This window comes from Thermocoleostomius sinensis A174 (assembly GCF_026802175.1).
GTDB lineage: Bacteria > Cyanobacteriota > Cyanobacteriia > Elainellales > Elainellaceae > Thermocoleostomius > Thermocoleostomius sinensis.
The window spans coordinates 1,976,180-2,000,453 of sequence record NZ_CP113797.1 but is presented as its reverse complement, the minus strand read 5'-3'; the positions used below and the strand labels follow the sequence as shown (position 1 = coordinate 2,000,453).

Genomic DNA, 24,274 nt, shown 5'->3' with positions numbered 1-24,274 from the left:
TTGATCACAGAGGAGTTTCTGGAGGGGGTTCCTCTGGAGGAGTGTATTCAAACTGCAAGACAGCGGGTTGTTGCTGCACTGACTCTCGCAAGGGCAATACCTTTTCCACCAGTTCAATAAATGGATCATAATTGGGCAAGGGAGCCGAGGGAACATAGCCAGCATCGGCCGTAATGTCGGGAGGTGCATCTCGCATAGCCCGCTCAATTTGTTCTTGCAAGTTGCGCTCAACCGTGGGCCCAAGCAGCACTAATCCGGGGGGAATCCAACGGCTGGTGTGCAACACGCGGAAAGAGGTCGTGGAAAAGTCTCGTTGGTAGCGATCGAAGTCTTCCATTGACAATGCTGCTGCCTCTACACGGCCCTCGCTGAGCCACTGTAAGGCCGTTTTGGGAGTGGGGGCAAATCGCGCTTCCGCCAACGTTAAGCCATAGAGATCATACACGGGCAAATAGTAGCCAGCAGCCGAGCCAGGTGCCCCAAGCGCCACCACTCGATTGCTGAGATCGGCCAAGCTTTGCACCGGACTGTCCTCCGTCACGACCAACAGCGATCGCCGTTCACTGTCCAATTCCTCTAGAGCAAACAACGGTAGATACAAATCTTGATCCAAGGCGATCGCAGCTAACCCAGGGGGTGCAAACACAATCTCCCACTGTTTTCGGTGAATTTGTTCGATCGCTTGCAGTTCATTGTAGGCCGGTTCAATTTGCACGATGGCTTTGGTTTGTTCAGACAGATAGGTTTGCAATCGCTCATATTGCTGTAGTGATCGATCGCCCTCGTCATACCCAACAATGCCAATCGTAATTTCATTCAAACTCGTGGCTTCCGGTTGGGAATTACAGCTAGTTCCCAAGGTTCCAATCAAGAATAAAACAAGAGACCAACAGAAGCGGCTAGAAAGCATGGTGATTCACAAAAGAATAAACTAGGATGCAAATCGATTGAACAACAAACATTAAGATTTTATAAAGTCAAATTAATCGTAATCAAAGCGCAATTAAAGCTCAACTTTTATCGCTTCTTTCATAAATAATATAAAGCTTACGGTTCGAAATATGCCTCAAGATCGATGATTTAATTAGTGAAAGATCTGGTTGAAGCAGTTAAAAATTCGCAACCTCTTATTATGTTAAAGAATCTTAGTCTAAGACGAAAGTTTACAATTTTATTAAGCCTAATATTATTAATGGGACTGATATTGAGTGGAATTGCGCTGTCAATTGTCCTGCGACAAAATGCGCGAAATGACGTAGCCGCTACGGCGTTAATCTTGATGGAGACGATGGGATCTGTTCGAGACTACACCAGCAGTCAAATTAATCCCGAATTGTCTGATGAATTAGAAACAAAATTTTTACCTCAAACCATTCCCGCTTATTCTGCTCGCGAAGTATTTGAAAACTTGCGCAACAATCCAGAGTATCGAGATTTCTTTTATAAAGAAGCAACTTTAAATCCGACAAATTTACGAGACAAAGCCGATGAGTTTGAAGCGCAATTAGTCAGAAATTTTCAGCAGAATACTAGTTTGAAGGAACTGAGTGGGTTTCGTACCGTCCCCAGTGGTGAAGTATTCTACATTGCTCGCCCTCTCAGCGTTTCTGCTGAAAGCTGCCTACAGTGCCATCAATCGCCAGCCACTGCTCCGAAAAGCTTGATTGAACGCTACGGCACCAGTGGAGGATTTGGTTGGCAGTTAAATGAAATTGTAGGGGCTAGAGTCGTGTCGGTCCCTGCAAGTCGGGTGATTACTAAAGCGAATCGATCGTCTCTGATTGTCTTAAGCATTGTTTCAACCATCTTCATTGGGGTAATTTTGCTGGTCAATATTCTGCTCAATCGCCAGATTATTCGACCGCTGAAGCGCATGACCCGTGTTGCCGAGGAGGTCAGTACCGGACACACCAATGTTGAATTCGAGGCAATATCTAACGATGAAATTGGCAACTTGGCTAAAGCCTTTAAGCGGATGCAACTGAGCCTGGACATTGCCCTGAGACGCTTAAGCCGCAGTACACATGGCGGCACGGGTGCGTAACGATGAAATTAGGAAAGCAAGCGGCGTCTAAACTCTAGAGCAGCTTCGGGATCAGGGATCTCTTGCATGAGCAGATCAACTAACTGGTGTAGGGAAGCGGGTGAGTGCTGTGTAATCGCCTCTTCGATGACTAACCCCGCGATCGGCCCAATAAAATACGCTAATTCCTGTTGACATTGAGTGACAAACATCGGATTTAGCGTAGCTGGAGGGCGGCTTGGAGCATTCGTTGGTTGAACAACGGGCTGGGGGAGCGGCAAAGGTGGATGAGACGGCGGACTGAGAATCGTTTCAGCATTCCCTAGGTCTGTGCGTCCAACGTTGGGCCAGAAGGTCTCTACATCGGCGGCCTGCAAATCGGTTTCTCGATGTGATGCAACCTCGGTTTGGACAACAGGCTTCAGTTCAACAGGTTCGGGGTAAAACAATGCCTCTAGCACCGCATTCGCCGAAGGGAAACGCCGCCCTGGAATGAACTCCAGCATTTTGTCTAGCACCGCCCCTAGCCGATCGCTGACCTGCACAAACGATCGCCAGTTCCAACCATCTCCTGCGGCATCCAGTAACGCTTCGGGCGGATGGCCGGTCAATAAGCACAGGATTGTAACCGCAAATGAGTACAAATCGGTCGAGGGATACACCTGCTTGCCGGCAATTTGTTCAGGCGGGGCGAAGCCCAACGTACCAAATACCAGCGAATTACTGTGTAAAGGCACGCCTGTTGTGACTTGCTTAACAGCCCCAAAATCAATTAAGTACAGCCGATTCGTATGATCGCGCACCATGTTGCTAGGCTTGATGTCACGGTGAATGGCCCCGTGTTGATGAATAAACTGCAACACTGGCAGAATTTGTTCGGCAATTTCCAAAACGTCTGATTCACGAAACGGCCCATTGCGTCGCAACTCTTTATCGAGATCTTGCCCCTTGACGTATTCCTGGACTAGATAAATGTATTCTTCCGCAGCCTGAGGATTTGAGTCTGATTGCCGACCAGTTCCGAACGCAGGAGCCGTTAGCCCCAAATAGGCATACAGTGTCGGAATTTGTTGATGATTATCACCCAACAGTTCCAAGATTTCGGCTTCCCGACGAAAGGCCCGCTTCACACCTTCAATTTGGTTGGCTGCCAGGTTAGGCTTCAGTTGCAGTTGCTTAATCACACAGTGACGTTGCTTGGCCGATCGCAAATCAACGCCCAGAAAGGTTGTACCAAAGGCCCCACCGCCTAAGCGAGTCAGCGGCAAGTAGCGCCCATCCAAAATTAAAGGCATGGTGCAAGCCGCACAGTACCGCTGTTGCACAGACCGAAAAATGCTGTCATCCAAAACTGGGAAGGCATTAATCGGATCTGGACAGTTTGGACGAGTGCAATAGATGTCCATTTGCTAGAGAGCCATTCACTAACCTAAGCGTTATTCGATCGTATCTATCAACTTAGATTCACCTGACCAATCAATGAAGAGTCAGGAGACAGCGTCAGGAATCGATTTCGACTAGTATTCAATCAGTATGACCTAATCAGTAATAGCTGTATCATAACGCTTACCAAACCGTACAATTTTGCAGAAATTAACAAGATTATGCGCCTAAATCGATCGCACGATTTTCTATTACAACCTCCTTTGTGATAATTCACATTCATTTAGGACTGCTGAGGATAGCTATTATGCTCTAGCGGTATCTTCAGCAATCCTAGGCTAGTTCCGCCGAGGCAATCAACTTTGACCTTGCGGCTTTCAGCTTCTTCACTTGTAGTTCTGTTGTAGGCTGAAGAAAGCGAAGTGTCGTGCGATTGCTTGAGGGTTATGGATAACGATCTACTCCCAGTGATTTATCTCTCGATTTTGGTTGTTCTGCTATCCACAGCAAGCTGGTTTTTATTTCGACAAATCTTAAAATCGCGGCGAACCGAGGGAACGCTGAAGCGGCTTCAAACTAAGCTGAGCCAAGGCAAAGGAACCGCGCAGGAGCATTACGAGTTAGGTGGCATTTTCTTAGACAAGCGCCTCTATTCGCAAGCGATCGTTCAGTTTCAGAAAGCGCTCAAAGCTAAAGACTTAGCCGATGACGAGAATGCAGCGCTAATCTACAACGCTTTGGGGTTTGCCTATGCGGCTCAAGAACAATTTGATCTAGCCATCAAGCAATACAAAGAAGCGTTAGAGCGGCGACCAAACTATCCAACAGCTTTAAATAACTTAGGGTTTGCCTATGAAAAGAAGCAACTCACTGTTCAAGCCCTAGAGGTCTATGATCAGGTCTTGAGCATTGACCCTAAAAACGCAACTGCCAAGCGACGGTCTGAATCGTTACGGAAGCGTTTAGTTCCCTCTTCCTAAAATTAGGACCCATTAGAGCGGGAAAATGGCTAGGTCGATCGCAATGTTTGAGCCGCTAAGTAGAGCTTGCTCCATTCACTCATGACTTGGTTGCTTCTCAACCCAAGCTTCTTGGCAATGGCATCGATCGGCAAGCCCGCTCGAAGCTGCTCCAAAATCTGCTGTTGCACAGGCGAACACTCGTTCCAAAATTGCTCCCATTGGGACTGGGTTAACCCTAGGCGATGTTCGGCCAGGGTGGTTCCTAGCCAAACCCCTACCAGATCAGGCTGTTGCTTGAAGGCAAATACGCGAATAGCATGATAGGTAATTTTTTCGCGCAGACGATATACGGCTTTAATGGGAAGATCTAACGCTTGAGCGATCGCCTCTTGCGATTGTCCCTTCAAATGGAGCCGTAGCCACTCTGCCGCTAATGGCTCGACATTTTCTTCTAAGTAGGCGGTAAATTCCTGAATCACCTTATCGCGCAACGCTTGCTGTTCTTCCCACGCTTGAGTGTCTTGATATTGTGCCACCGCCTGAGCATCTAGGAGATTGACGGGATTGTCGGCATCATCGGGCGTGATTTCCTCGGAAACCAACCGAATTAAATCCCCCGTCGGCACTTGGGTCATGCCGGCCCGTTGAGAGCGTCGTAGATAGTTCACAAAACGATACACTAGCAGCGGTTGATTGCGAATGGGGCGCAGGCAATATTCTTCAATGCTGGCCAGTAGGAGCGAATTTCGCAGCCTGGTACTGGTTGTACATTGAGCAATCCATACAGTTTGCTGGCGCATGTAGTTATCGCTTTGCATCAACTCTTGGATCACTTCTTGTAACACATCCATCACCGTCCGCTGCCGATCGCGAGACAGGGCCACCCATGCCTTAATTTTGTTGCGAATCAGAAATAGGCTACTGAGGCGTTGTAGCAACTGGCGATAGGCGCGTTCGGGTTGTACACCCAGATACCGTTGCTGCAAAATTCGATAACGATAGTCCATCGCTTGTTTGGCCACAGCATATTGAGCCGAGTCCATCTCATCAAACCGCTGCACGTCCTCTCCCAACAACCAGGAGATGATACTTTCCCGATCGCGAGGAGAGACGTTAGGATTGCTAGCCTGGAGATGCGATCGCCAGGATTGTCGGAGTTCCTCAGCCAATGCCATTGATAGTGTCAACCTTGTGAAGTTCCTTGAATTGATACTCCTGTAAAAAGTGTGTCTTAAATTTTATGGGACGGAGTCACCCACGTGGGGCATTGTACAAAAAATCAAACCGTGCTCAGTGCCAAGCAATGGAGGCGGATAACGTTAGAAAAATCCAGTTCTGCCCCAACTATATCCCATCTCACAATCTCGTCTAACGTCTCTGCTGACTCATTCGTCTGTTCGTTCGATCGCCTCCACTAAGCGCTGTAAAGTATCGGTCAACCTTCCTAAACGATCCAGGGCATTGTCTTGATTATCTGCCAAGGTTTGCACGGCATCACTTAAGGCAAAAATCTGATATCCCTGCTGCTGTACCTGGGCTGCCAGCGTATCAACCTGCGCCGCAAGCCGCTCCACCATTTCTGTGGTGGCCAGCACAGCTTCTCCAATTTGTAACACAACCGTCTCTACCTGATTGGATTGAAATTCCACTCCCCAAACCCTTCACGCTTCACATCAACTCAACAACGAACCTATACCATCGATGCGACCCACCAAATCAAGAACTGTAGATGCGATGTTGGACTAAATGCCAGGTTAGACTACAAGCCTACTGCATTCCTAGCTGAAATTAAACAGCAACCACACGCCACTTAATGCAATCAGAACTCCTAATACAGCCCGAAAACTGAGATGCTCCCCCATGCTCCAAGCGACTGGCAAAATAAACAGGGGACTAGTGGCGCTAAGCGACTGGGCGATACCTGCTTTGGTGTATTTCAAGGCGGTTTGTTGCAACCAGATAGCCATATAGGTTCCGGCAAACGACGTGGCGGTAATGGCCGCCAGGAAGCGTCTCGATCGCAACCCAGCCAAGCATTGCCAATGTTGGCGTTGAAGTAACAACAGCAGCAGTAACACAGCGACTCCTCCTCCTAGCCGAATTAACGTACTATACAGCGGACTGACGGATGTTTCTACAAAAGCCGCCCGCGACAGTACCGCTCCGCTAGCCTGTGAGAACGCCGCCAGTACCCCAAACAGAATGCCTCGCTGCGGTCGCTGATAGCTCACGTCTCTATCAGGCATCCGTTCAATGATTACCCAAGTGACGCCCGCGATCGTCAACGCAATGCCCAAGCAAGCCCTGATTCCTAATTGCTCTTGTAGAAAGATAGCCGCCAGCAAGGCCGTCAGGGGTGGAGCCAGAGCTTCCAACAACAACGAGCGCCGAGCGCCAATGCAGTTGATGGAGGTAAAGAAAGCGGTATCGCCCATGCCAATACCGATCGAGCCACTGACAAACAGCAGTACCAATGGTTTCATCTCTAGGCTTGGCATTTCTTGCCGTAGTCCTAGCGTCAGCAAAATTAGAAGAATGGCAATGCTGCTTTTAAGGAAGTTGAGCAGCAGCGGCGGCATTTGCTTACCAAAACTGGCATACACTAAAGAGGCGATCGCCCAAATGAAGGCGGCACTCAACGCCGCTAGTTCTCCCTGAAAGGTCGTGAGGAATAAGGTCATGCAGAACTTCTAGCAATCGGGATGGGGCAACCGAGTATTAACGTTGTTTCCTTGATGATTATCTAGGATCGATTGGGTTCTCTGCTATGCACCCGGCAAGAGTTGTGAATTCCTCCTCTCCTGCCTCTACGGAACCCTTACATCTTTTACTTTCATTTCTATATGACGAGCTATCAATTTCCTGATGATTTCCTTTGGGGGGCTGCTACGGCCGCCTATCAAATTGAAGGAGCGGTTGACAAAGACGGACGCAAGCCCAGCGTGTGGGATACCTTCAGCGCTACGCCCGATCGCACCCTCAATGGCGATACGGGGGCAGTTGCCTGCGATCATTACCATCGCTATCTCGACGATATCAAGCTGATGGCAGCGTTAGGCATCAAGCATTATCGCTTTAGCATTGCCTGGCCGCGGATTATTCCCGACGGACGTGGGCAGGTGAATGAAGCAGGAGTTGATTTTTATCGGCGCTTGGTTGATACATTGCTCGATTATGGCATCACGCCCCACGCCACTTTGTTTCATTGGGACAGCCCTCAAGCCTTAGAAGACTTGTACGGGTCGTGGCGCAGTCGAGAAATAGCCATTGATTTTGCCGATTATGTCACTGCCGTTGTCAGCCGTCTGGGTGATCGAATTACCCATTGGATGACTATGAATGAAATCACCTGCTTTACGCATATGGGCTATGGAGTGAATGCACCGCCTGTTCATGCACCGGGAACGATCGTATCCACACCAAAGCAGGTATGGCAAACCTCACATCATGCTCTGCTAGCCCACGGATTAGGCTGTCAAGCGATTCGTGCCGCCTCTCCTCGTTCTTGTTCTGTGGCGTTGGTGGATAATTTTGCAGTGCCTGTGCCGATTGGGGAAGCCCCTGCCCACGTTGCAGCGGCTCGCAAAGCCTTTCACGTCTGTGGCCCCAACGGTGGGTTGTTGTTTCCAGCCCTAACCGGAGCCTATAGTCGCTTATTTCTTAAACAATTGGGTGATGCTGCACCCGATATTCAGGAGGGGGATCTCAAAATTATTCACCAACCCTTGGATGCGTTGGGATTTAATGTTTACTCTGGCGTGTATGTTCGATCGATTGATCAAGAACCTGGTTATGAACTATTAGAATTTCCACCGGGCTATCCACGACTACACATGCCGTGGTTACATATTGTACCCGAAGCGCTGTATTGGGGGGTGCGTCACATTAGTGAAACCGTAGGGCAACCAACATTACCGATTTTTGTCACAGAAAACGGCTGCGCTGCACAAGACCAGTTGAATGCTCAAGGGGAAGTGATTGATAGCGATCGAATTTTTTATCTACGACAATATTTGAAAGCGGCTCACCGCGCGGTGAACGAAGGTTTGCCGCTGAAGGGATATTTTGTTTGGAGCTTGATGGATAATTTTGAGTGGTCATGGGGATACGATCGGCGATTTGGATTGATATATATCGATTACGACACTCAAACCCGCATCCCTAAAGCTAGCGCTCGTTGGTACGCTGAGTGCATTGCGCAAAATTGTGTGGTGTAGGCGGATAGGGAGTTGGGAGTCGGGATGGATGGGCTATCTCATCGACTCATCCATTTCCTATTCACCCCTCATCCTACATCTCCCATCCCTTAGCCTAGTTTACTGTTGTTCTACTTCGACAATTTGTAGAAGTTGTTGACTTTGACGCATAAAATCTCTGCGCTGATCGGCTTGTTTCTCTTCTTGATTTACGTCAGAAGGATCATTGGATTCACTCACCTGAGTACTGGCCATTTGCTCGATCGTGGCTAAGTCAGATAATAAATTGAGTACAACTTCTTGATTTTCTGTTTGGGTCAAGGCTTGTCCTAACAGGTCATACCACAAGCTACCAGGCTCGGCTGAAGCAACCACATCAATTTTTGTCCCTACCACCAAGTCTTCAGAGGGATGGGCCGGATCGCACAAGAGTGCCACTTGCCAATAGTAAGATTGCCCGATCGATAGCCCTGTTTGCTCGGCAGGCAAGGTATGGGACATAATCCCCTGTGAGCTTTCTAAGATCACTTCATACAGGGGTTGCGGCTGCAAATGTCCATCTGCACCATGAGCATAGAGGCGAAACTCGACGGACAGAGGTTGATTGTCTGGAACATACCAGGCAAAGGTAGGATGGGTCGATGCAGTTTGTCCAGTATGGCTATAGGGGGCAAGTACGGTCAATTCGGTGTCCAGGTTCTGAGCACATTCTCCGCCGCGTGTCCCGGCGATCGTGCGGGCATCTGGAGGAGAACCTGTTCGAGGCGGCACATAGGTTCCCGATTGTGCTAGCGCGGCTGGAGCCAAACCTAAAATCAGACTTGAAGCTAGACCTGAAGCCAGACTAAGGGAAAGCGCCACCAGTCCAACAACGAATCTACGACTCCAGTGTTTTTCGAGCAATACGCCACTAACCTGATTGCTATTCATGGAATGCTCCTAAGACCAAGAGTTATGGGGCTTAACCTTACTTTCAGAATAAGGGCAAAATTGAAACCAGATACTCACGATTTGTGTCAATCTCCGTTCCCAAAGGTGACATTGCAATGACAGTTTTATGTGAACTACTGGCTCAAGTGGTTCAACTTTGACCGCTAAATTGCTCAATAGATGAATTGTGACTTTATTACAGCACCACCGTGTAGGTTTTTAGACTGCGATCGTGCTTGATTGCCGTCATTGCTCACTGAAGTAGACCAAACAGCAATACAATCAAAACTAGACGAGTTGGGTGATAACCTGATGCAAGCTCCTATGCCTAATCAAATGGAATGCAGTCGTGCGCCCAGTTTGTCAAGTCGAAGTCGGGGTTGGAACAATATTCTGGTCGAATATTTTCATCACCCCGCTGGCGAGGGAAGCACCTATTACCACGACGATCATTCGATATGTTTGTCGCTTGCATCTCGGCCAGTGCAATTGCTGCAAATCCAGGGAGATAGAACCCAAACGGGGGCTTACATCCAGGGAGATATTTGTCTTACACCGGCTCAAATGCCGTTTTTCGCTCGCTGGGACAGTGACGATCGCTTCTTACAGATTCGGATTACCGCTTCGTTTGTGCAAGCCATCGCCAGCGAAGTACTAAATATCAACCTCAATCAACTAGAAATCGTCCCTGAATGTCAAATTCGCGATCCACAAATTGAAGCGATCGGTTTATTATTGTTGACTGAATTGCAACACGAACATTCAGGTGAACATCTCTATGTTGATTCGCTGACCAATGTTTTGGCGGTACATTTGCTCAGACACTATACCTTTACAAAACCTCAGTTTTCTGACTATACAGGTGGGTTGCCATCGCGGCAGCTAAGGCATGTGTTGGATTATATTCACGATCATCTCCATCAAGAGATTAAACTTGCCGATTTAGCATCACTGCTTGGTATCAGCCAGTATCATTTTAGTCATTTATTTAAGCAATCGATTGGAATTGCTCCCTACCAATATCTACTGCGGCAACGGATCGAACGAGCAAAACAACTCTTACATCGAAGCGATCGATCGATTACAGAAATCGCTTTCTTGTGCGGTTTTAACAGCCATAGCCATTTGAGTCAACAGTTTCGGCAACAGACTGGCATGACTCCGAAAGCCTACAGAACAAGCCACCAATAACTCAGGCGTGACTGAATTCAAGTGGAATTGACCGATATAGCGGCATCGAGTTTACTGAGACGGTAACAAATATGACTTGATTCTGTAATCAGCTTCTGCTAGGGTGGGTGACTATGGTTATTCATCTGTTAGAGGAAGAGTAACCGGGCTACCTAGAGATCCCCTTCTCTAGCGCTAGCTAGGTGTCCGCCGACCAAGCAAAACACCTGAGCTAGCTAACCTCAGACTATGTCCACTAGTCTAAAGGCTAGGGTGCATTATAGCGCCCCTGCTTTCAGCTTGTGCGGCCTGGTGCTGTCTGAGTCTGCTGAGAGCGAGTCTCTAGGGTTTCTTACCCTAGACCTAAAGGAGTTTAAGCATGGCTGATGAGTTTATGACCCCGCCGACCGACTGCGATCGCCCCGTGGCGTCGTCTCGGCGATCGGTGAAAATGCTGCTGATTGGACCACCCGAAGAGGTGGAGCACACGATCGCCCATCTGTATCACTGTGGGTTTTGCCGGGTGGAGCACTGGTCGCGGGCCTTGCCCTATGCCCAGATTCAGCAAGCTACCATTCGAGAACCGGGAGAGATTATGCGCATCTATAAGCGCTATATTGAGTATCGGTAATCGATAATTCAAAGTGGATGAGTGGATGAACCAATCTCTGATCCATCTACTCATCTACCGAAATGGTTACGCAATTGCTATTTCCATTATCAGTGCCAGTTCTTAAGGATGGCGATCGTGTTTTGGCTAGGTGTTCTAGGTCAAGAATTAGTAGTGTTACAACAGCCATCGCTGTCATTACCTATTTCTATATCACAAGCATTGCCCGATCGTTGTAACTTGGCATCCTTTGAACAAGCTCAACCAATCACAGCACTATTCGATCATTCATCTCTTCAAATTATTCATGATCGTTTTGATAGCAGGGTTGCCCGCAGGCTAGGATATTTTTTTACGCTAGATACACATCTGCAAATGGCTTTGTCGGATGCATTCACTAGCAGATCTTTGCGTCAACTGACGATCGAGGTTGTCTCGCAACAGGAACTCTATCAAGCACATTCCGAAGCGCAAAATTGGTTTGATGGCAGCACTGGGCATGCAACGGTGCGGCTAGCAGATCAGTATGTGATTGGTGATTATGAAACGCCCTGTACCTTGTCGCTGGCTGGAATTGAAAACGAATTTAGCGAGGTAATTTTGCGGGCAAATTATTATGCGACCTATGGCATTGATCTACGCTCCTCAGTACATCAAGAATCAGCAACGCTAGCATTCAGCAGCTTGGTGAGCTTGTTGCTGCAAGGAGAATCGTTTACTTCCGCAGAAGACATTCGATCGATTTTGCAAGAAATATTGGCCCGATCGCAGCGCAGCTATGCGAACCGCACTGACTTACCTTTAAGCGGTTCGCAACAAGAGGCAGAGTTTGTGGCAACTTGGTTGAATCAGCGACTGGAATTCTTGCTGCCAACTCCATTTGCAGATGGACAAGTACAGTTTGTGGTCGATCCGTCGGCAGGACGCGGACACGTCATTCGCCCAATTGTTGTCTCAGTGCCATAGAAAGTGCATAAAACCTGGCATAAGAAATAAAAAATGAGCCAAGCAAAGTGGCTCAAGTTCAGCAGATTTTTGCAAGCGACTGAGTCAGTCCAAGATTACTCTTCGCCTGCTACAGACTCTTTCATAGCGGCCATTTTTTCAGCAATTCTTTCCTGAATTTCTTCTAAGGTTGGTTTAAAGGCTTCTTTCTTCTTCAAGCCAATATTAATCTTTTCCTTGATTTCATCCGCAGACGGAGAAAACTCTGATGTTTCAGGCGAGAACGCTTCTTTCTTCTTCAATCCTGCATCAATCTTTGCCTGAATCTCTTCAGCAGTTGGCATAAAGATTTCTTTTTTCTTCATAAAGAAATCTTTTTTCTGTTCAGGTGTCAAGGCTGCGAAAATCTCCTGTTTCGGTAATGCTTTAAATAGACTCGCTAACTGGGACTTCTGTGTTGGAGATAAGGTCAGGGATTTGAAAGCTTTACGGAAGCTTTTGCCATCTGACACAGACTGAATAAACTGATCACGTTGTTCTGGAGTAAGTATTGATTCAAACTGAGGGATGAGTTCGTCTTCCAGTTCCATCAGCATGTTCTTTTGTTCTGGTGTCAGTTCAAGCTGTGAAAAGCCTGGCAATGAAAGCTTGATTGCTAGCGGTTGGGCTTGGGCTATTGGCACGATCAAAACATTTAGAAGTAGGATCAAACTAGTAAACCAAACGACGATTATACGTTTCATGGTTAGGTTTCCTCCAGGTAAGAATGGTTCAAAATTATAAAAGAGTTCAATTAATGGGGGTTAGCCCCTGCTGCACCTGAGTCTTGCGTGACCGTTGTGGCTCGGTGTTGCACAAAGGCCGCAACCGCCAAGCTGGAAATCACAATCAAAGGAATGATTAAACTCCACCATGTTTCTGAAACCAAGACAAAGTAGGCGGCTCCTAACCCACCCAGCGCGAACCCGGCGATGGTTGGAAAAACCCGACTCATGCGCTCTTGGGCTTCAGCGGACTCCTGTTTCGAGGCAGGGTCATTCGGTGATAGTTTGGCACTAAAAAACTGCACCAAATCCAGCGTCAGTTGTGTGGTGTTGCCCGTCATGACCGTCGTAGGAATGTAGCTCTTAAACACACCCTTGGCTTCCTTCATCAAGGCATTTTGAATCGCCATTGCCACCACACCCGACATGGCGATCGGCAAAATGTATTCTTCCTGCACATCAAGCAGCAGAGACGGCGATAGAGATGCACCTACAATCAAGAACACTCCCAAAGCAATGGCTTCAGCGGTCAGCAGCACAGCAAACACAGGCCAATTTCGTCGCCGAGAATAGCGAGCTAACAATGACGTACAGGCAACTGCCACCATAAAGATCGGCAACATCAACAAACGGGTAATCGTGGTTTCTTCATCAGCGCTCACAAATGACGAACCAGCCAGTGCAATGTTACCCGTGACATGCGCTGTAAAGATTCCAAACAAGATGATGAAGGCTGAGGTATCGACAAACCCCGCCACCCAACTCAGCAAAAATCCGGCTGGGCCGTCGCTGATCAAAAAAGCGCTGAGGCTGAATGATGGACTGGAACGTGAACTGGCAACCATGGGTCATTCTCCTATCGCCGTGCCGGTTTTAGATAACGGTCTTAGATAACGGTCTCAGATAAGATAACGATCGATTAATCGATTAATCGTCCTTGGCTTCACTTTTTTCCGGTTTTGCCGCAATAATTTTCATCACTTCGTAGAGATGTTCATCATTCGCTGTCAGCGTGCTTACATCGTCGGGCAATACAGCAAGGGTGGGAACCAAGGTCAGGTCATCAAACTCTTCAACATAGCCCCAGCTTGCTAACATTGCCAAATCTGCACTGTCTACACTTTTCAGCAAAACTGCCGATCGTGGAGCCGGATACATCTCTGTAATGTGAGGCAATTGTTCTTCGGCAGCGGTCAACAGCGTGGTTATGTCATCAGGACTGTTGGCAGTGATCTCGCTGAACTGCACCAGGGCATTTTTACCGCGGATTGCCGCTTTCATTCCCGGCGGAGCCAAGGTTTGTTCCACTTTGAACATGATTGTTTTGGTCGGTTCGGCGGTGACTTTGTCTTTCGACTTCTCTTTCTTGGAGTACTTGGCAGCATAGTCTTCTGTCGATTGAGTCAGCGATGCTTCATAACTAGCTGCATCTTGCCACTGAGTCAACGCAATAACGCGCGTACCATCTTCACTTTGCAGAACCGAGAAGCTACTAAATCCAGGAGCTTTTTTAAAGAAAGATTTACTTGATTTCAAAACGCTAGAGACAATCTCTTTCTGAGTATCCGGAGTTGTTTCATAGATAGCGGCAATGGTTACTCCATCGGTGGTCGCATCAAACATCATAGATTGCGGAGCTTTGTCGGCAGTTGCAGACAGCGGATTTCCCAGCAGCACTACCCATCCAAGGACGGTCGATACAACCAAAACACCCAGCTTGCGACCTAAAACCTTCAACAATTTGAACATAATCAAACGATCGAACTCCTGAAGTTTAGTTTTGAACGAGATCAACTTGAAGATAGAGTCATCAATTAACAGCCAGCCAAGCTATCGTTGATCAGGCTGATTGATTGACACATCGTTACCCTTTCATCCCCCAACCCCTTCTCCCAGATGGGGTGAAGAGGGTCGAGACGATCGAGGGTTTTTAAAGTCTCTCTCCGGTTCGGGGAGAGGAATGTAGGGTGAGGGTCATCGAGGATTGTCAGTCAATCAGGTTGATCAGGGTTGCCTCAGGCTCAACATCCTAGCTCCAATAAATTTGAATGTTATGTACGTTCTGATACAAATTACCAGGAGCCTCACCGATAAAGCGGGCGATCCTTGCAGCAACTTGTGCCTTTGAACACAGAATTTCTGCTTAGACTTTCTTATCGTTAACAATTGTATTGTATACAGTATGCCGCACACACTAAAGCATGTTAAATCAAGTCAGTGATTTATCTTCTGTCAGAATGCGTGAATCCTAAATTTTGTTGAAAATCGCCTAAATAGCGGTAGACCAATGAGCATTAGTAGCAATTACGACAAAAACAACTGCTGTTGATTGCAAATGTTGATATACGATTTAAACCCTATTCGGAGGAGACATGACGCAGGCAGACCGTGAGCTAACCTTAGAAGACGCTCAAGAGACGATCGAAGAACCAAGACTGCGATCAGATTTAATCTATGGGCTAACAGACAAGCCACCCGTTGCCGAATCGATTTTTGTCGCCTTGCAGCACGTCTTGGCTGCTTTTGTTGGAATTATTACCCCGCCTTTAATTATCAGTAATGCCCTTGAACTCGATCCAATTAACACTAGCTATATCATCAGCATGTCGCTGTTTGCTTCGGGGCTTTGTACCTTTATTCAGTGTCGCAAGTTTGGGCCGGTAGGTTCGGGCTTGCTGAGTTTACAAGGAACCAGTTTTGCATTTCTTGGCCCTATCATTGGGGTAGGTACAGCCGCGACGGCTGCTGGACAATCGCCAGAGCAGGCTTTGGCGCTTATTTTTGGGCTTTGCTTCTTTGGCTCAGCCGTTGAGATTATTCTCAGTCGGTTTTTGCATTTAATGAGCAGAATCATTACGCCGATCGTATCTGGTACGGTCGTGATGATTATTGGTTTGGGGTTAATCAGAACTGGAATTACCAGCTTGGGGGGAGGAACCATTGCTCAACAGAACGGTACATTTGGTAGTCCCCAAAATTTAGCCTTGGGTGGTCTGGTATTGGCGATCGTTGTGATCCTCACCATGTCGCGCAATCGGTTTCTGCGCATGGGAGCAATTGCGATCGGGTTAGTTGTTGGCTACATTGTTGCTCTGTTTCTAGGTATTGTCAATTTCAGCGCCTTGAGCAGTTTACCGATCGTTCGCCTTCCCATTCCCTTTCGCTATGGCATGAGTTTTGATTTTAGTGCTTTCTTACCATTCATTCTGCTGTATGTGCTCACAGCAATTGAGACCGTTGGCGACCTAACGGCCACTTCTGCGGTGTCAGGAGAACCCGTAAGAGGCCCAGTTTATCTGCGTCGCATCAAGGGAGGAGTTATGGGCGATGGTGTCAACTCTGCCATTGCAGCCGTCTTAAATACTTTTCCCAATACCACCTTTAGCCAAAATAACGGGGTCATTCAGATGACAGGCGTAGGCAGTCGCTACGTGGGTTTCTACGTGGCAGGGATTTTCGCACTGTTGGGATTACTGCCAATCGTTGGAGGCATTTTCCAAGCGTTGCCCCAACCCGTTCTAGGTGGAGCGACGTTGGTGATGTTTGGTTCGATCGCGGTGGCCGGATTGAACATAGTGGCATCGGCAGGAATCGATCGACGGGCAGCAATTATTGTCGCAGTGTCGCTGGGGTTGGGCTTGGGCGTTGCGTTTGTCCCTGACATCTTGGCGAATCAATCTGCGTTCATTAAGAACGTATTTGGCTCTAGCATTACCACAGGTGGTTTAACAGCGATTTTACTTAGCTGGTTATTGCCCCACAGTGCACCTGTTCACAGAGCCGAAGTTGAGCCAACTGCGGAAGAGGTTCAAAGCTAAAAGCTTTTGCAAAAGGGGAGGTCTCCCAACGACTTTGACAGCAATTTGACAGCAATCCGACGGTGTTTGTGAGCAATATGCAAATGCAGTTTAGTTTCTAATTGCGCTCCTCTCTAGGTGATAGGTCGGTTTGTGTAAGGGGCGATCGTCCGATTCCCCTTACACCGATCATCCACCTAGCTCGATCGCTGGTAGAACTTGATTTGACCAAGTGCGCTGATAGCGTTCTGCCACATAGGGGCGCACCACCAGTTTCAACGGTTGCCCTGCCTTCACATCAATGCGAATAAACGAGTAGGGACGCCGTTTGCGTGAACCTTGCCCCGTGCGACCTACGAATAAGTGCGATCGGGCGACTAGGCGAGGTTCTGGTTGTCCTGGTTGTTCAACCGTTTCGGTTAAGTCCGTTCCTTCGGGGCGCTGTCGTCGCAAACTATAGCCACTACCGCCACACACAATCCAGTTAATGTTGGCATCTGCATGACCTGTCGTCGTGGTGCGAAGATATTCCAAACAGTGAGCATGTCCATTCAAGACCAAATCCACCAAAGGACGATGCTGAGCCTGTTCACCAACGGCCTCTGCGACTCGATCGAACACGTGCCGTAACCGATATCGCACGGCTAATGTTTGCGACTGCTCCCATTTGGTTGCTTCGGTGACATAGGGAGGATGATGAAAATAAATAATTCGTCCTCGCACAGATTGGGTATGCCAAGATTCAATTAAACGATCTTGTAACCATTCTAGTTGTTCATAATCGACATCTGGTGATTCTGTTGTTTGTAGTTGCTTATCGATATCACGCTCCATTTCTTCCAAATGTTCGATTTTGGTACGCAAGTCATCGAGTTGCTCTGCTTCAATCGGATCATTGGGGTTTAGCTGAGTTGATTGTTCGATCGCATCTTCTTTTTGTTGTTCAACTTCTAATTTCTTTTCTGCTAATCGATGGCGATGGTTTTCTCCTTCTGCATCTAATGACAGAGGTAATGGCGCATTAAACGTATTAGAGTCCAGAGCAAAAAAATCTATCCCCCCATAGTGAAACGCATAGTAGCGGTTGGGTAAGCGCGTAAATTCCTTGGGCTGATAGCGCAAACAGCGTCCAGTTCGAGTTTGCCCTGTATAACGCCGATCAAGATGGCGAGCTAATTCCTGGCGATTGGCAATTCCACAGAGATAATCGAGAAAAGCGCGGGCATAAGCATCGCCTTTGCCAGAGCCATGAAAGCCTACATCAAAATCAATTCTGGAGCGAAATAGGCGACGAATTGGCAAGGAAAGCTGGGATAAGACGCCATAGACAATCGGCAGTTCATAGTAATCGTGATTACCTAGCACAGGCAAAATCGGCACCTTAAAGACCATGCGATCGTAGCGGATTTGAGCAGGATAATCGCCACCAACTAAAAACTCGCGATAGGGTTCAATAAAGTTGCTGGGATAGAACTCCTTAGACCCCACCAAATAAACCACATCTCCAGTGTGCAACACAAAGCGGCATTCGTCCCGGTGCTCTGCCATTAGTTCAGCAACTTGGCGCTGGGGGTTTTGACTGAGATGGGCCCCCGCACCACTATCGCCAATTACCAGAAACGAGAATTCTGAATCCTCGCTGGAGGCAGCGCCATCATCCAAAATAAACTGAGTTTGATCAATTTGCCGTTCTTGAATCAAAGGGTCTTGCCACCGCACTCGTTGCTTCATTTTCTGGATCTTGACGGCGGTGGATGGCTCCGACACAAATTGCATGATGAAATCCTGCTACAAACAGCTTCTCACTTTATTTTCAGTTTAATGGAGTCGCGATAGCTTCCAACAATCACGGGCGATCGTCCAATCTTCTTGCGTATGAATGACCAATACCTTCACGGTTGAATCAGGCGTAGAAATCAGTTGATCGCGGGGACGACCTGCATTCTTTTCTTCATCTAGCTTGAGTCCTAAAAATGCAAACGCCTCACAGGCCGCAGCCCGAATCAGCGGAGAATTTTCTCCGACGCCTGCTGTAAAGATCAGCCCATCCAGACCGCCCAAACTAGCCAGCATTGAGCCAATATAGGCTCGCAAGCGATGAATGTAAATATCGATCGCCAGTTTAGCCCGATTGTTCCCCGCGTCGATCGCCTTCATAATTTGCCGCATGTCATTAGAAACGCCTGAAATACCTAGCAGTCCTGCCTGTTTGTTGAGCAAATGGTCAAGTTTGTCGGCATCATACCCTTCATGCCGCATTAAATGAATCAGAATACTAGGATCAACTGCGCCCGATCGCGTTCCCATCATCAAGCCATCCAGCGGTGTAAATCCCATCGTTGTATCAATACTGCGCCCATTGCGAATGGCAGCTAGCGAGGCTCCATTGCCCAAATGGCAGGTAATTAAGCGCAGATCTTGTAAGTCTTGCCCCAACAAACTCGCCGCTCGTTCGGCACAATACTGATGACTTGTTCCGTGGAATCCATAGCGATAAATACCCTTCTCAATCCAGTCATACGCCCCTGGATAGATGGCAGCAGCATCCGGCATTTGGGCATGAAAAGCTGTGTCGAATACAGCTACCTGTAACACTTGCTCACCCAAAATGGCCTCCGCCGCTTCAATGCCCTCTAGATTAGCAGCATTATGCACCGGGGCCAGTTCGGACAACTGGGCGATCGCAGCTTTCACCTCTGAGGTGATGCGAATGCTGTCGTGGTATTTCCGCCCGCCATGCACCACTCGATGCCCCACCGCCTCAATTTCGCTAGGGGTGCTCAGCACTTGGGTTTCCCCCTGCCACATCGTTGCTAGCATCTGTTCTACCACCGGGGGGCGATCGGTGTATGGCACCGTTTTTGTCACCTCCTGTGCCACGGTCTTGACCTGGATCTCAGCGATCCCGGCTTGATGCGTCCAATCGATCATCCCCTCCCAAATTGGCTCTGGTGGGTCATCTGGCAAGACATCACGGGAAATGTCGTAGAGACAACTTTTTTGGCTGCTAGATCCGGCATTCAGGATCAAGATTTTCATTGCATTTATAGCATTAACTCTGGGTGTTTTCCTCAGTGTGCCGGAAACTGACTGAGAAATAAAGTTTGCAAGATTGCAATCAATCTTAAAGTTTTCTGTGAATTAGGTAGGTATTTGCAGTATTCCAGGTCTGATTTGTTGAAATGACATGCATTGACTTAGACATGCAGTGGGTTGGCAAGCGTCTACGGTATGATTAGGACGGCATTTAGGCTAATCGTTTGAGGGTACGCTCTAACGGGATCAATTCATCCTTTCATATCAAATTCATAGTTTTTCTAGAGCAAACTAAAGCTTGTCTTACACGGTCACGTCTCCATCCAAGGAGGCGATCGTCGTTGCAGAGGGCTATCCTCATTTCAAGTTGGTGTACCTCAGTCAAGGTTTATAACAGGGCTATATCAGCTAGTATTAATTCTTGAATTTAATCTTCAGGTAGTTCCATGTATAGTTTGAATGGTATCGATTCATTGAATCAGATAGTTACTCCAAAGATCATTCGTTGCATTGTGATGATGGCAATAGCAGGCAGTGGAGCCGTAGTTATGCTTCCAGCCATTGCTCAAGCACCTTCTAGAAATATCTCTTTACAAATGGCTCAAACGTCTTCGATTGTAGGCAATTGGCGGCTCGTGAACATGACCGCAGATAACACTCCTACACCGATGGTTCCATCTCAAGGAATCGAACTTACTGCCGACTTTGCCGATGGTCGCGTTACTGGATCAGGCGGCTGTAATCGCTTTATGGGCGGTTACGAATTGGATGGCGATCGGTTAACGATTAGCCCCTTGGCATCCACATTTAAGGCTTGCGAAGAACCGATCATGAGTCAAGAGATACGCTATCTCAACGCATTGCAGGGCGCACAACGCTATGAACTCGACGATCAGGAACAATTGACAATCGTGTATCAAACTGAGCAAGAGTCGGGGGTTTTGCGGTTTGTGTCTCAAACAGTCAGGGCGTTGTGGTAAAGCTAAAACTACCGCTCTGCCCCGTCTGCCTGTGCCGCAACAGTAAGCAACCACCGTCCACAGCCCGTGTATAACCCTGGATTATTGAGAGAAAAGTCTATGTTTGCCAACTTTCCAGAACGCGAGATGCATTGGGTTCGCTGGGTGTTGACGATCGGCTGGCTGCTTTTGATTGCGTCATTGTTCTATGACCCCTGGACAGCCGTTCTCACAGAACCCAATCATCCCTGGAGTCCACTGCGCCTCACAGATCAATGCGTGCAAGTACAGGGTGAATGCTTGGTCGAACAACCTTATCCAATCGGGGCTACCTTGTTTTGGGGTGCAATTGTTCCGTCTGCCATTTTTGTTTTGCTGGTGTTTGGGCATGAGCTATGGCGACGGATTTGCCCGTTGTCGTTCCTTTCTCAAATTCCAAGGGCGTTAGGATGGCAGCGCCAATTTAAGCGAGAGCATCCAAAAACTGGTAAAGTTCGCTATGAACTGGCCAAAGTCGATCCAAATTCTTGGCTGGGTCGAAATTACCTCTATGTTCAATTCGCTTGGTTGTTCATCGGTTTATGTGGACGTATTCTATTTTTTAATGCCGATCGCTTGATTTTAGGATTGTGGCTTTTGTTCACAATAGCAGTGGCGATCGCGGTTGGTTACTGGTACGGCGGTAAGTCTTGGTGTCATTATTTCTGTCCGATGGCTCCAGTCCAAACGATTTTTAGTGAACCGGGAGGCCTGTTGGGCAGCAAAGCCCACATGAGCGATCGAAAAATTACGCAGTCTATGTGCCGCACTGTGCTACCCGATGGCAACGAACAAAGCGCTTGCGTCGCCTGTCAAAGCCCTTGTTTTGATATTGATTCTGAGCGTAGCTACTGGGATGGCTTAAACAAGCCTGCCACGTCGCTTATACGCTATGGCTATGTTGGGTTGGTGATTGGTTATTTCCTTTACTATTATCTTTATGCTGGTAACTGGAACTATTACTTTTCAGGAATTTGGAATCGCGATCCCAATCAATTAGCAGCTTTACTGAATCCAGGCTTATATCTATTTGGTCAACCCATTAACATTCCGAAACTGTTGGCGGTGCCGTTGGTATTAGGTGGATTCACTGCAATCGGCTATGGAGTAGGACGCGCTATCGAATCTTATATTCAAGCCCGGTATCAGCAGGCAAATATTTCGCCAGATGTCATTCGACACCGCATCTTTGCATTGTGCACCTTTGCGATATTCAATTTTTTCTTTATTTTTGCGGCGCGTCCTTTAATTTTGTTGACCCCTATATGGGTGCAATATATTTACGACTTAGTGTTGGTTTTTTTCAGTACGCTATGGCTACAAAAAACATGGAATCGCAGCCCCGATCGCTATTCACGAGAAAATTTGGCCAGTCGGTTCCGAAAACAGCTAGAGAAATTACAGCTTGATGTATCTCAATATCTAGAAGGGCGCTCTCTGGACGATCTACACACTAACGAAGTCTATGTGTTAGCCAAGGTGTTACCCGGCTTTACCCGCGAAAAACGTCATGAAGCTTATAAAGGGGTTGTTCGGGAGGCGCTGGAAGAAGGCTATGTGAACTATTCCAATAGTTTGGCGGTGTTACAGCAAATGCGGCACGAACTCGACATCAGTGATGATGAACACCGTGAGGTTTTGGAAGAACTGGGTATCGAAGATTCAGAGTTGCTGAATCCCCATCGCCAGCGCAGTTTAGAAAATCAAATTCGATTAAGCGGATATCAAAAATCCTTAGAGCGACTGATGCGATTGCGCCAACAGCAGACCGATCGATCGGGTGCTGAGGCGTGGGATGCTACCCAGCTACAGGCATTACGGCGTGAATATTCCATCACTGCCTCTGAAGAAGATTGGCTAGTCAGAGAACTGTCTCCTGATTTAGGGGGTGTGGCAAAAATTGAAGCGCTGTTAGCTCGCTTGACAGACTGGGTAGCCTGCTATCGTGCTCTGAATCAACTTGTGTTGCGAGAAGCTCGATCGGCAGTATCTCTATTAGAGGCAAGTGTTTATCAAAAACAAAAATTGATTGTGCAAACAATTTTGGAAACGCTGACGACTCTACCTACGAATACCCCAATGATGCCACTGGTGCAATCATTGAAACAACTGGCTGGCGATATTGCAGCAGAACATTTGCAAGCAGCAGACTGGCGCACAGAAGAAACCGATCGTCTCATCAAACGCTTGCCTCCGGACGTGGTTAGAACGCTACTTGAACCCGAAACGGCGACGGTTGTTAGCTCAATGAAATCCTCTGAAGAAATTGTTGGCTACATCGAATCCCTATTGCAGCAAAGCGAACCCTTAGTGCAAGCAACTGCCCTTTATGTCATTGCCCATCTTGATCCAAGACGGGCTGAAACGATCGCTCGCCATCTTTCGGAATCGAATCAAGCTGAGTTTAATCATCCTATTATTCAGGAAACAATCGCCCAACTGCTTGCTTCACCATCGCCTCAATCGCTAACAGCCTTTCCACGGCTAGAGAAAATGATTTACTTATTTAATAGCGATTTCTTTCATCAAATGCATACTGATACGTTAATGGCGTTAGCCGATCGCTCTGAAGTGAGAGCCTATTCCACTGGAGATGTCATTACTGAAGCCGGCGATACCTGTCGAGAGTTGCTGTTGCTGATGGAAGGTGATGCCAAGATTCACTATCAACAAGCTAATGCCGTGGCTGTTGAACGCCTGCATCCGGGGCAAGCATTGGATGAACTAGAAGTGTTAACCCATAGCCATCTAGAAAATACCATTGTTGCAGATGCTGCAAACACTCGCATTCTGGCTGTACCAGTTGATACCTTTGATGATCTTCTCGACCATGATCCAGATTTTGCCCGTCGCGTGTTGGAACTGGAAAGCCAACGCTTGCAGCAAGTGATGCAACCGATGTGATGGTTGTAAGATCGCAACAAGACCTTGCAAGATACGGCAAGACAGGCAAGATGTGTATTGAACAATTATGCGTATTGAACAGTTAAATGAATCAGTAGGCTGCGTTGAACGGTGACAGAACAATCCCTCTATAGAGGAGAAGCGGGCAAAGACGAGATATTCAGTTGCCCAATTTTCTAATTTTTTTAATCATCAGATCTTCGCTGCCAAAAATAGACTAGAGATGGTAAGAGTATTAGAACGCTGGTATTTGACTGTTTATTGTTTTACTGATTGCTCTAACGGAGCTTGAGAGGGATACCCTTTCCGACTTGAATGCAGCAACGCCCAAAACCGAATGCTTCCAGGCGTTCTTAGGCGTTGACGTTGCATTATCTATTCGTAGTGATTGGTAGGCGTGATTGGGGCTAAACTCGGAGGCGTTAATTTTGGTGAAGGCGCACCTGAGTTGTAGATTTCCTATCGGTTAGCAGCACTTCGGCTAGCAGCACTGCAACCGTAAGTTTGATGAGGCCATGCCTGTATTCGGTAGGGGCTGTAACGCTAGGATGCTGGG

General features: G+C 47.6%; 20 protein-coding genes. 9 read left to right on the top strand and 11 right to left on the bottom strand.

Annotated elements, in window-relative coordinates:
• Positions 1-4: 4 nt before the first annotated feature.
• The gene (locus OXH18_RS08665) at positions 5-910 is read right to left on the bottom strand and encodes a phosphate/phosphite/phosphonate ABC transporter substrate-binding protein (protein ID WP_268612124.1); all 906 of its coding nucleotides are present in this window, start codon (positions 908-910) and stop codon (positions 5-7) included.
• Positions 911-1,132: 222 nt separating this feature from the next.
• Here OXH18_RS08665 and OXH18_RS08660 point away from each other — a divergent pair, with 222 nt between their 5' ends.
• Complete coding sequence (locus OXH18_RS08660) at positions 1,133-2,044, top strand: c-type heme family protein (RefSeq protein ID WP_315874642.1); 912 nt, start codon at positions 1,133-1,135, stop codon at positions 2,042-2,044.
• Positions 2,045-2,052: 8 nt separating this feature from the next.
• Here OXH18_RS08660 and OXH18_RS08655 read toward each other — a convergent pair whose 3' ends face one another.
• Complete coding sequence (locus OXH18_RS08655; RefSeq protein WP_268612122.1) at positions 2,053-3,429, bottom strand: serine/threonine-protein kinase; 1,377 nt, start codon at positions 3,427-3,429, stop codon at positions 2,053-2,055.
• A 423-nt stretch (positions 3,430-3,852) separates the two neighbouring features.
• On the opposite strand from OXH18_RS08655, the gene OXH18_RS08650 reads away from it, so the two are divergent.
• On the top strand, positions 3,853-4,386 hold the full coding sequence (locus OXH18_RS08650; protein ID WP_268612121.1) for a tetratricopeptide repeat protein: 534 nt from the start codon (positions 3,853-3,855) through the stop codon (positions 4,384-4,386).
• Between the two features lie 29 nt (positions 4,387-4,415).
• Here the strand turns inward: OXH18_RS08650 and OXH18_RS08645 are convergent, their stop codons facing one another.
• The 3 genes from OXH18_RS08645 to OXH18_RS08635 form a co-directional block, all read right to left on the bottom strand.
• The gene (locus OXH18_RS08645; protein ID WP_268612120.1) at positions 4,416-5,543 is read right to left on the bottom strand and encodes a HetZ-related protein 2; all 1,128 of its coding nucleotides are present in this window, start codon (positions 5,541-5,543) and stop codon (positions 4,416-4,418) included.
• 210 nt (positions 5,544-5,753) lie between these two features.
• Entirely contained in the window at positions 5,754-6,017 is a 264-nt protein-coding gene (locus OXH18_RS08640; protein WP_268612119.1) for a hypothetical protein, read from the bottom strand.
• A 129-nt stretch (positions 6,018-6,146) separates the two neighbouring features.
• Positions 6,147-7,049, bottom strand: coding sequence for a DMT family transporter (locus tag OXH18_RS08635; RefSeq protein WP_268612118.1), 903 nt, complete (start codon positions 7,047-7,049; stop codon positions 6,147-6,149).
• Between the two features lie 162 nt (positions 7,050-7,211).
• Here OXH18_RS08635 and OXH18_RS08630 point away from each other — a divergent pair, with 162 nt between their 5' ends.
• Entirely contained in the window at positions 7,212-8,585 is a 1,374-nt protein-coding gene (locus OXH18_RS08630) for a GH1 family beta-glucosidase (RefSeq protein WP_268612116.1), read from the top strand.
• A gap of 99 nt (positions 8,586-8,684) precedes the next feature.
• Here the strand turns inward: OXH18_RS08630 and OXH18_RS08625 are convergent, their stop codons facing one another.
• Positions 8,685-9,494: a DUF928 domain-containing protein gene (locus OXH18_RS08625; RefSeq protein WP_268612115.1), complete on the bottom strand. Its 810-nt coding sequence runs from the start codon at positions 9,492-9,494 to the stop codon at positions 8,685-8,687.
• Positions 9,495-9,806: 312 nt separating this feature from the next.
• Here OXH18_RS08625 and OXH18_RS08620 point away from each other — a divergent pair, with 312 nt between their 5' ends.
• From OXH18_RS08620 to OXH18_RS08610, 3 genes are all read left to right on the top strand, one after another.
• A complete protein-coding gene (locus OXH18_RS08620) occupies positions 9,807-10,685 on the top strand; it encodes an AraC family transcriptional regulator (RefSeq protein ID WP_315874641.1) in 879 nt (292 codons plus the stop codon).
• Between the two features lie 358 nt (positions 10,686-11,043).
• Positions 11,044-11,295, top strand: a complete 252-nt coding sequence (locus OXH18_RS08615; protein WP_268612113.1) for a hypothetical protein — start codon at positions 11,044-11,046, stop codon at positions 11,293-11,295.
• 108 nt (positions 11,296-11,403) lie between these two features.
• Positions 11,404-12,240 (top strand): hypothetical protein, encoded by an 837-nt coding sequence (locus tag OXH18_RS08610; RefSeq protein ID WP_268612112.1) that lies wholly within the window; start codon positions 11,404-11,406, stop codon positions 12,238-12,240.
• 95 nt (positions 12,241-12,335) lie between these two features.
• Here the strand turns inward: OXH18_RS08610 and OXH18_RS08605 are convergent, their stop codons facing one another.
• From OXH18_RS08605 to OXH18_RS08595, 3 genes are all read right to left on the bottom strand, one after another.
• A complete protein-coding gene (locus OXH18_RS08605) occupies positions 12,336-12,962 on the bottom strand; it encodes a hypothetical protein (RefSeq protein WP_268612111.1) in 627 nt (208 codons plus the stop codon).
• Positions 12,963-13,012: 50 nt separating this feature from the next.
• The gene (locus OXH18_RS08600; RefSeq protein ID WP_268612109.1) at positions 13,013-13,828 is read right to left on the bottom strand and encodes a YoaK family protein; all 816 of its coding nucleotides are present in this window, start codon (positions 13,826-13,828) and stop codon (positions 13,013-13,015) included.
• Positions 13,829-13,910: 82 nt separating this feature from the next.
• Positions 13,911-14,732, bottom strand: a complete 822-nt coding sequence (locus tag OXH18_RS08595; RefSeq protein WP_268612107.1) for an antibiotic biosynthesis monooxygenase — start codon at positions 14,730-14,732, stop codon at positions 13,911-13,913.
• A gap of 623 nt (positions 14,733-15,355) precedes the next feature.
• Here OXH18_RS08595 and OXH18_RS08590 point away from each other — a divergent pair.
• The gene (locus OXH18_RS08590; protein WP_268612106.1) at positions 15,356-16,801 is read left to right on the top strand and encodes a uracil-xanthine permease family protein; all 1,446 of its coding nucleotides are present in this window, start codon (positions 15,356-15,358) and stop codon (positions 16,799-16,801) included.
• Positions 16,802-16,969: 168 nt separating this feature from the next.
• Here the strand turns inward: OXH18_RS08590 and OXH18_RS08585 are convergent, their stop codons facing one another.
• Positions 16,970-18,556 carry a metallophosphoesterase family protein gene (locus OXH18_RS08585; protein WP_268612105.1) on the bottom strand — a complete coding sequence of 529 codons (1,587 nt, stop codon included), beginning with the start codon at positions 18,554-18,556 and terminating at the stop codon, positions 16,970-16,972.
• A 42-nt stretch (positions 18,557-18,598) separates the two neighbouring features.
• Positions 18,599-19,819 carry an acetate kinase gene (locus OXH18_RS08580; protein ID WP_268612103.1) on the bottom strand — a complete coding sequence of 407 codons (1,221 nt, stop codon included), beginning with the start codon at positions 19,817-19,819 and terminating at the stop codon, positions 18,599-18,601.
• Between the two features lie 443 nt (positions 19,820-20,262).
• On the opposite strand from OXH18_RS08580, the gene OXH18_RS08575 reads away from it, so the two are divergent.
• On the top strand, positions 20,263-20,796 hold the full coding sequence (locus OXH18_RS08575) for an META domain-containing protein (protein ID WP_268612102.1): 534 nt from the start codon (positions 20,263-20,265) through the stop codon (positions 20,794-20,796).
• 99 nt (positions 20,797-20,895) lie between these two features.
• Positions 20,896-23,718, top strand: a complete 2,823-nt coding sequence (locus OXH18_RS08570; RefSeq protein ID WP_268612101.1) for a cyclic nucleotide-binding domain-containing protein — start codon at positions 20,896-20,898, stop codon at positions 23,716-23,718.
• The last annotated feature ends 556 nt before the right edge of the window (positions 23,719-24,274 follow it).

Coding starts and splice junctions, on each gene's coding strand:
- OXH18_RS08665 (WP_268612124.1), bottom strand. CDS start 910: ATGCTTTCTAGCCGCTTCTGTTGGTCTCTTGTTTTATTCTTGATTGGA.
- OXH18_RS08660 (WP_315874642.1), top strand. CDS start 1,133: ATGTTAAAGAATCTTAGTCTAAGACGAAAGTTTACAATTTTATTAAGC.
- OXH18_RS08655 (WP_268612122.1), bottom strand. CDS start 3,429: ATGGACATCTATTGCACTCGTCCAAACTGTCCAGATCCGATTAATGCC.
- OXH18_RS08650 (WP_268612121.1), top strand. CDS start 3,853: ATGGATAACGATCTACTCCCAGTGATTTATCTCTCGATTTTGGTTGTT.
- OXH18_RS08645 (WP_268612120.1), bottom strand. CDS start 5,543: ATGGCATTGGCTGAGGAACTCCGACAATCCTGGCGATCGCATCTCCAG.
- OXH18_RS08635 (WP_268612118.1), bottom strand. CDS start 7,049: ATGACCTTATTCCTCACGACCTTTCAGGGAGAACTAGCGGCGTTGAGT.
- OXH18_RS08630 (WP_268612116.1), top strand. CDS start 7,212: ATGACGAGCTATCAATTTCCTGATGATTTCCTTTGGGGGGCTGCTACG.
- OXH18_RS08625 (WP_268612115.1), bottom strand. CDS start 9,494: ATGAATAGCAATCAGGTTAGTGGCGTATTGCTCGAAAAACACTGGAGT.
- OXH18_RS08620 (WP_315874641.1), top strand. CDS start 9,807: ATGCAAGCTCCTATGCCTAATCAAATGGAATGCAGTCGTGCGCCCAGT.
- OXH18_RS08615 (WP_268612113.1), top strand. CDS start 11,044: ATGGCTGATGAGTTTATGACCCCGCCGACCGACTGCGATCGCCCCGTG.
- OXH18_RS08610 (WP_268612112.1), top strand. CDS start 11,404: ATGGCGATCGTGTTTTGGCTAGGTGTTCTAGGTCAAGAATTAGTAGTG.
- OXH18_RS08605 (WP_268612111.1), bottom strand. CDS start 12,962: ATGAAACGTATAATCGTCGTTTGGTTTACTAGTTTGATCCTACTTCTA.
- OXH18_RS08600 (WP_268612109.1), bottom strand. CDS start 13,828: ATGGTTGCCAGTTCACGTTCCAGTCCATCATTCAGCCTCAGCGCTTTT.
- OXH18_RS08595 (WP_268612107.1), bottom strand. CDS start 14,732: ATGTTCAAATTGTTGAAGGTTTTAGGTCGCAAGCTGGGTGTTTTGGTT.
- OXH18_RS08590 (WP_268612106.1), top strand. CDS start 15,356: ATGACGCAGGCAGACCGTGAGCTAACCTTAGAAGACGCTCAAGAGACG.
- OXH18_RS08585 (WP_268612105.1), bottom strand. CDS start 18,556: ATGCAATTTGTGTCGGAGCCATCCACCGCCGTCAAGATCCAGAAAATG.
- OXH18_RS08580 (WP_268612103.1), bottom strand. CDS start 19,819: ATGAAAATCTTGATCCTGAATGCCGGATCTAGCAGCCAAAAAAGTTGT.
- OXH18_RS08575 (WP_268612102.1), top strand. CDS start 20,263: ATGTATAGTTTGAATGGTATCGATTCATTGAATCAGATAGTTACTCCA.
- OXH18_RS08570 (WP_268612101.1), top strand. CDS start 20,896: ATGTTTGCCAACTTTCCAGAACGCGAGATGCATTGGGTTCGCTGGGTG.